The sequence below is a fragment of the Calidithermus timidus DSM 17022 genome, assembly GCF_000373205.1.
Taxonomy (GTDB): Bacteria; Deinococcota; Deinococci; order Deinococcales; family Thermaceae; genus Calidithermus; species Calidithermus timidus.
Genome location: NZ_KB890688.1, coordinates 506,506 through 513,019, shown reverse-complemented (window position 1 = coordinate 513,019; position 6,514 = coordinate 506,506). Strand labels below are relative to the sequence as shown.

Below are 6,514 nucleotides of genomic sequence, written 5' to 3'. Positions count from 1 at the left end.
AAAGCCCGGCCCCACCTGAACGCCTGGAGCGCCTGATCGAGCTGGCAGAGCGCAACAGTACGGTGCTGCAAACGCTGGCCCAGGCCGTGCGCCTTCAGGGCTCCTGGGAGGTGGCGCCTTGAACCTGGTGCTGGTGGTTGGCTTGCTGTTGCTAGCGGTGGTCTCGGGGATGCTGGGGCTGGGGGTGGCCTTTGCGGCGGTACCCTTTTTGTCCTTGTTCTTGCCCGACCTGGTGCACCAGGTACAACCCCTATCGCTGCTGCTCAACGGGGTCACGGCGCTGTTTGCGGTGTTCGGCTTTGCCCAAAGCGGGCACGTGGACTGGCGCAAGGCTTTGTTGCTGGGACTGGTGACCACCTTGTTCGCTCCTTTGGGGGCCTGGCTGGTGCAGCGGGTCCAGGTGCAGTGGGTCTGGTGGGTCTACTTGGCGGCGGTGGTCTACCTGGCCTTCAACCTGTTTCGTCCGGTCAAGGGGACGGCTACCCGCGAGAACTTCCCCCTGGCGCTGGTCCTGGCCGCGCCCATCTCGGTGCTCTCGGGGTTTTTGGGCGTAGGGCCGGGCTTTTTGCTGATGCCCACCCTGATCCTTACCGGCCACGACCCCAAGAAAGCTGCCGGCATCAACGCCTTTGCGGTCACCCCGCCCTCCTTTTCCTCGTTTTTGCCCCACCTGGGCACAGCTCGGCTAGACCCGGGGCTCACCCTCACCCTGCTGGTGGTGGGGGCGCTGGGGTCTTATGTGGGCTCGAGGCTCACCAGCTTGTACGTACCCCCCGCCCGCATCAAGCAGATCTTCGGGGTGCTGATCGTGCTGGTGACCTTGTATAAGGTCTCGCAGCTTTAGAGCGCTCCTCACATACCTTCGTGTGCTACTTGATCTGAACCCCCGAGGTGTGAAAAAAGGGGGTGCTATGCACTCAGATCGCGAGCACCCCCTCTACCATCTTGACGCAGAAACCCCCCTGATAGCTACCTATATCTGGGTAGATGACCAGCTCAAAGCGCTGCAGGCCCAAGGAGTTCGCTTCCCCAAACAACAAAAGCACCAGAGAACTCCTGGCCCTCGCCGCCAGGACCACCCTCGAGGTCTACTTCCCCGCGGTGTACGGAGCGTGCTCCGTCCCGAAGGGGATCGTCCCCTCCCTCACCTCTCCCGCTTCTACCGCGTACTGCAGATGGCCCAAGGGCTACTGGCCCACCTTGCAAGGCCTTCTCCAGGTGGTGGACCGGAAGCCCCTCCCCACTGCATAGCTCCCCTTCACCCAGCTCCGAACGCCTTGACCCCGCCGGGTCTGAAAGTAGGCGCTGACCTGGGCGGGGCGAAACCCGGTGCTATCCACCTCCTCCACCACCCCTAAGCGCTGCAATAACTGCCGGTTCGTCGCATCCAGGTGGCTTGACGAAGGCGGTGCTGTAGTGAGGCGCCTCTTCGAGTTCCAGTGCCTCCCTGAGTTCCTGGCTCATCCGTAAAAGCTCTACAAAGTCACGGTAGCTCATCATTATCACAAACCTTGCAACAGAGCAAGACTTCCTCAGCCAGGATACGTCGTCCGCTCACCCCTGAGTATAATATACCCCCTAGGGATATATAGCCGGGACAAATTACCCCCGCAAGGGGTCGCCTATACTTACCTATACTTATAAGGAGTATGCCGGCTCGAGCCCCCCAGCGGCACCCCCTCCTGACCTTGGCCTTGGCGGGGCTGGTGCTTTTGGTCTCGAGCCAGTACGCACTGCGCGACCCCCGCACCCAGGCACTGCCGCTCAGCTTCCTGTCCGGGGATATCTGCACCTTCCACCCCGGGTCTGCTCAGCCCCAGCCGGCCCCTTCCCCCGGCCACACCCACTCGCCCCACTGCCCCCTTTGCATCCCCGGGGGGTTTAGCGACGGGGCCGCGCCGCTGGTCGCGGTGCCGCTCCCCGTTCCCCGCCTCCTCAGCACAATCGGCCCACAACAACTGCAAAAGCTGCACCTAGCCCCGGTTTTTCCGCTGCTGATCCGGGGGCCGCCTCATGCCTGAAAGCAAATGCCTCCGACCCTCGTATCCCGCGGAGGTCGTGGGATGAATCTGCGGCATTCCAATACCCCAGCCCAGCCCCCTGCTGAACCTGCAGCCTGCAGCGCTTTATGCTGGTGCTTCATCCCCCTGCGCCTCTACCCCCCCTGCACCCCGGCCAGACCGTGGTGCTGGAGGCCGGCGTGCACCAGGGCCCCTGGACGATAACCACCCCCGGGGTGCGCCTGGTGGCCCGCCCCGGCGCGGTGCTGGACGGCGGGGGTAAGGGTACCGCGCTCACCCTGAGGGCGCCGGGGGTTGTGGTGGAGGGCCTCGAGGTGCAAAACGTGGGCCCCGGCGACGACTTCTATGAGCCCGATGCGGCTGTGGCGCTCTACCAGTGCGAGGGCTGCGCGGTGCGCGGGATTCGGGCCTACGGAGTGACGGCCGGCATTCGAGTGGAAAAGTCCAATAGGGCTCGGATAGAAAACTGCGATTTGGTAGGCACCCAGGCCGCCCCTGGCCTGCAAACCTACCGCAGCGACGACGTAGTGCTGCGGGGCAACCGTATCCGGGGCTTCCTGGACAACCTGTACGTGGAGTACGGCGAGCGGGTGGTGGTGGAGGAGAACCGGATGGAAGCCGGAGAACGCTACGGCCTGCACCTGATGTTCACCTACCAGGCCCAGGTTCGGGGCAACCACAGCCAGGGCAACCGGGTGGGCTCGGCCCTCATGCACGGGGCCGAAAACCGGGTGGAGGGGAACACCTTTGCCCGGGAAGTGGGGCCTTTGCGCTACGGACTTTTGCTGCAAGAGGAGTGGAAGGCCACACTGAAGGGCAACCGCTTCCTACAGAGCACCATCGGGCTTTTGTCGCTGGACTCGAGGGACACCCAGCTCCTCGGCAACCGCTTTGAAGGAAGCGGCACCGCCCTCCTCTTCGCCCGCGACACCGACCAGAACACCCTGAGGGCCACCGCCAACACCTTTGTGGGCAACCTCCAGGACGTGGCGGTGGACGACCCCCGGGCCAGGGTGGTACTCCGGGGCAACGCCTTCGACCGGGCCACGCCCCTGCCCATCCCCCACCTGCCCAGCAGCAGCTTTGCCCTCCTGAGCGCCCGCCAGCCCGACCTGAGCCTTTTGGCCCTCTCGCCGGGAGTTCTGCTCTGGGAGGCCGCCGAGGCCCGGGTGCCGGGGCTTCGGCTGCTGGCCCTGGCCGACCCGGAAGCCCGGCCTGCCTCGCCGCCGGCGACCCCCATCGCGCCCGGCCTACTGGGGCTGGCCCTGTTGAGCCTGTTGGGAGGCCTATGGTTGAGGTGGTAGACCTGCACAAAAAGGGGCGGCTCTCGGGCGTAAACCTCCGCCTAAACTCGGGCAGCCTGGCCCTTTTGGGCCCCAACGGGGCCGGCAAGAGCACCCTCTTGGGCCTCCTGGCCGGGCGACTCAAAGCCGATGGCGGCACGGTACGGCTCTTCGGGCACCCTCCCCAGAGCCTGGGAGCGGCCCGCGCGCGGGCCTACATCCCCCAGCACCTGAGCCTTCCCCCCACCCTACGGGTGGAAGAGATTCTGGAAGCGGCCCGCCGCCTCAAAGGGGCAAGCCCCCAGGACAAGGGCGAAGCCACCCTGCGCATGGGCCTGGAGGCCCACCTGAAGCGCCCGGTGGCCCAACTCTCGGGGGGCTGGCGGCAGCGGCTGGCCCTGGCCGCCGGGCTGATGGGCTACCCGCCGCTGTGGCTGCTGGACGAACCGGCTTCGGCGCTGGATACCGAGGGTCTGGAGCGTTTGCAAGACTGGATGGCCGCCCACCTCGCCATGGGCGGGCTGGTCATCATCTCGGCTCACCGGCAAGAAGAACTCTCACGCCTGGCCGAGCGCTATGTGCGCCTGGAAAACGGCCGGGTGGTTGAACAAGGCAGCGTGAACTATGCACAAGAACCGTCGTGAAGTGGTGAAGATGCTCTCGGCTTTGGGCGCTTCGGCGGTCCTCTCGCAAGCTCTGGCCCAGCACATGCACCAGCCGATGCAACCCATGCAGCCCGCGGCCCCGGCCAACCTCGAGACCCTCCCGGCCAAGGCCATCCCCTGGGAGGGGGGCACCTGCGCCTTCTGCGGGATGCCGCTCAAGACCCCCCCGCCGGGGGCCTGGATGGGCCGTACCTTCGCTCCGGGCTTCTTCGAACAGACCTACAGCCAGATTGCCCTCAAGGAGCCGCAAAATGGGATGGAGGCCATCCCCTTTGAGTCCATCGCCTGCATGGTCAACTACGCCTGGGTCTACGGCCTGCGCGACGGGGTGGGCACCACCTTCTACGTGACCGACCGGGGGGCCTACAACCCGGCCAAAGGCCCCGCGGCGGTGAGCCTAATCCCCGCCCGCCAGGCGGTGTACCTGTGGGCTGAGAAGCGCGGCTGGGTGGTGATGGACGCCAAAATTGCGGCCTTCAAAAATGCCGATGCAGCCATGACCTTTGCCCACACCAACCCCGACCTGGGCCGCACCCGCGTGCTGGACTGGCAGACTTTGCTGGATCTGGCGCCCTTGCCCGAGATGAACCTGGTGAGCCTGCTGGCCAAGCACGCGGGCTTGCTCAAGTAAAACCAGACACCTGGGCCGGGGGTTAATGCCCGCCCCCGGCCCAACTAAGGAACCCCGATGAAGCGACGCACCCTCATCAAAGGACTGCTGGCCCTGCCCCTGGGCCCCGGCGTGCTGCAACCGGCGCAGGCGGCGCCTCGGCCCCTGCGGGTGGGGGTGGATGCCTGCCCCTACTGCAACATGACCATCCTGGACGCCCGCTACGCGGCGCAGATGGTCACCACCACCGGCAAGGTCTACCCCTACGACGACGTGGGCTGCCTGCTCGACCATGTGCTGGGTTATGGCGGCCCGCAGGCCACCCCCAAGGAGATGTATGTGGCCGACTTTGCCAACTCGGAGCGCCAGGAAGCCCGTTTTCTGACGGTAGAACAGGCCCACTTCCTCTTCAATGAGCGCATTCGTACCCCCATGGGGGTTGGCCTGCTGGCTTTCGGCAGCACCGCCGCCCTGGAAGCTTACCTAAAAGAAAGGCCCCAGCATGCCGGGGAAAAGCTGCGCTGGAGCGAACTCCTTTCGCGTGGGCGCAAGCAGGCCTGGGTGCCGGGCTACGGACGATGAACGCCCTCTTGCCCCTGTACGCCAAGGCCTTGCTGCGCAACCCCTGGGCCTTCGCCCCGGTAGGCTTGCTGCCCTTGCTGGCCCTGGCCTTCCAGGGCCGGGGCGAAGCGGTGGCGGTGGTCTCGCTTTTTGCCTCGCTCTCGCTCTTGCTGCCCCCCTTTGTGCTGGCCCTGGCGCTGCCCCTGCTCACCCCCCGCGAGGACTGGGCCTTCTGGGCTGGCATGCCCCAAAGCCCGGCCCGGCTTTATCTCTCGGGGGTGCTGGGGGTGGGGCTGGGCCTGAGCCTGCCCGTTCTGACCGGGCTGGCCCTGGCGGCGGGGCTTTTGGGGTTGGGGGGTAAGGCCGTCCTGCTCCTCTTGCTGAGCGGACTGGGCCTGCTGTGGCTCTGGGTGGGGCTGGCGGGCTGGGTGGGGGCGGGCCTCGAGCCCTCCCGGGCCCTGGGCCTGGGACTCTTGCTCTGGGGCGTTCTGGTGCTGGCCTACGACCCCCTGGTCATCGGGCTGGCCGTGGCCCTACGGGAGTACCCGTTGGAACGCTTCCTGCTGACCGCCGTTCTGATCAATCCTCTGGAGCTCCTCCGGGTGGGGCTGCTGTACGCCCTAGGGGCCCCAGTGCTGGTGGGGCCCACCGGTTACTTACTCAAGGAGTTTTTGGGCTACACCGGGGGGCTTTTGCCGGTAGCGGTGGGCCTGCTCGGGGTGGGGCTCGGTTTATGGGGCGCCGCCTGGCGCTTTGCCAAAAGGGATCGATGATGATGAATATGCGCTGGATTACTGTGCTTCTCTTGGGCGGTCTGGCCCTGGCCCAGCCGCTGCGGCTCGAGCAGGGCTGGGTGCGCCGGGTGCCGGGGAACATCACCGCGGCCTACCTGGTGCTCTACAACCCGGGGGACCGACCCGTCCGAATTGTGGGGGCCAGCACCCCCATCGCCACCCGGGTGGAGTTTCACCAGACCACCCACGCCGGCCACGGCGACCACCAGGACGTCTCGGCCATGAAGCGGGTAGAGGCCCTGGTCGTGCCCGCACGGGGGCGGCTGGAGGTGCTGCCCGGCAAGTACCACCTGATGCTCTACGGGTTGCGCGAAAAAAACCCCCGGCCCCTGGCCGAGGGGCAAAAGGTACCCCTTACCCTGAGGCTCGAGGGCGGGGCCACCCTCACCCTTACCCTTACCGTAGAGGCGCGCTAGCCAAGGCCGCGGGTCTCGCTGCAGTCGAGGGCCAACGATCCGATACCCCCGGGGTCTTTCCGTTGAGAAAGCAAAGGTTTGCATTTATATCCCCCTGGGGTATAATGCGCTACGTGAATATGACGGCCATTGTAAGAGCCGGAGTGGAGCATCTACGCGGTTGG

The 6,514-nt window shown here is 66.1% G+C and carries 8 protein-coding genes and 1 pseudogene; all 9 read left to right on the top strand.

What is annotated here, in order from left to right:
- Positions 1-127 precede the first annotated feature (127 nt).
- The 9 genes and pseudogenes from B047_RS0105690 (at position 128) to B047_RS0105650 (ending at position 6,350) form a co-directional block, all read left to right on the top strand.
- Positions 128-844 (top strand): sulfite exporter TauE/SafE family protein, encoded by a 717-nt coding sequence (locus B047_RS0105690; protein WP_245533707.1) that lies wholly within the window; start codon positions 128-130, stop codon positions 842-844.
- Between the two features lie 67 nt (positions 845-911).
- Positions 912-1,248: pseudogene (locus B047_RS18665) on the top strand (transposase); the annotation flags it as partial.
- Positions 1,249-1,649: 401 nt separating this feature from the next.
- The gene (locus B047_RS18345; protein ID WP_018465996.1) at positions 1,650-2,021 is read left to right on the top strand and encodes a hypothetical protein; all 372 of its coding nucleotides are present in this window, start codon (positions 1,650-1,652) and stop codon (positions 2,019-2,021) included.
- A 107-nt stretch (positions 2,022-2,128) separates the two neighbouring features.
- Positions 2,129-3,325 carry a NosD domain-containing protein gene (locus tag B047_RS16295; RefSeq protein ID WP_018465995.1) on the top strand — a complete coding sequence of 399 codons (1,197 nt, stop codon included), beginning with the start codon at positions 2,129-2,131 and terminating at the stop codon, positions 3,323-3,325.
- Positions 3,310-3,948 (top strand): ABC transporter ATP-binding protein, encoded by a 639-nt coding sequence (locus B047_RS0105670; RefSeq protein WP_018465994.1) that lies wholly within the window; start codon positions 3,310-3,312, stop codon positions 3,946-3,948. The genes B047_RS16295 and B047_RS0105670 overlap by 16 nt, the downstream gene beginning before the upstream one ends.
- On the top strand, positions 3,929-4,600 hold the full coding sequence (locus B047_RS0105665; RefSeq protein WP_040779238.1) for a nitrous oxide reductase accessory protein NosL: 672 nt from the start codon (positions 3,929-3,931) through the stop codon (positions 4,598-4,600). Before B047_RS0105670 ends, B047_RS0105665 begins: the two co-directional genes overlap by 20 nt.
- 57 nt (positions 4,601-4,657) lie before the next feature.
- Positions 4,658-5,161 (top strand): nitrous oxide reductase accessory protein NosL, encoded by a 504-nt coding sequence (locus tag B047_RS0105660; protein WP_018465992.1) that lies wholly within the window; start codon positions 4,658-4,660, stop codon positions 5,159-5,161.
- Positions 5,158-5,913, top strand: a complete 756-nt coding sequence (locus tag B047_RS0105655; protein WP_018465991.1) for a hypothetical protein — start codon at positions 5,158-5,160, stop codon at positions 5,911-5,913. The genes B047_RS0105660 and B047_RS0105655 overlap by 4 nt, the downstream gene beginning before the upstream one ends.
- 8 nt (positions 5,914-5,921) lie before the next feature.
- Positions 5,922-6,350, top strand: a complete 429-nt coding sequence (locus B047_RS0105650) for a copper chaperone PCu(A)C (protein ID WP_018465990.1) — start codon at positions 5,922-5,924, stop codon at positions 6,348-6,350.
- The last annotated feature ends 164 nt before the right edge of the window (positions 6,351-6,514 follow it).

Excerpts from the sequence above, each read along its gene's own strand:
- B047_RS0105655 (WP_018465991.1), top strand. The coding sequence starts at position 5,158 with ATGAACGCCCTCTTGCCCCTGTACGCCAAGGCCTTGCTGCGCAACCCC.
- B047_RS0105660 (WP_018465992.1), top strand. The coding sequence starts at position 4,658 with ATGAAGCGACGCACCCTCATCAAAGGACTGCTGGCCCTGCCCCTGGGC.
- B047_RS16295 (WP_018465995.1), top strand. The coding sequence starts at position 2,129 with ATGCTGGTGCTTCATCCCCCTGCGCCTCTACCCCCCCTGCACCCCGGC.
- B047_RS18345 (WP_018465996.1), top strand. The coding sequence starts at position 1,650 with ATGCCGGCTCGAGCCCCCCAGCGGCACCCCCTCCTGACCTTGGCCTTG.
- B047_RS0105665 (WP_040779238.1), top strand. The coding sequence starts at position 3,929 with ATGCACAAGAACCGTCGTGAAGTGGTGAAGATGCTCTCGGCTTTGGGC.
- B047_RS0105650 (WP_018465990.1), top strand. The coding sequence starts at position 5,922 with ATGCGCTGGATTACTGTGCTTCTCTTGGGCGGTCTGGCCCTGGCCCAG.
- B047_RS0105670 (WP_018465994.1), top strand. The coding sequence starts at position 3,310 with ATGGTTGAGGTGGTAGACCTGCACAAAAAGGGGCGGCTCTCGGGCGTA.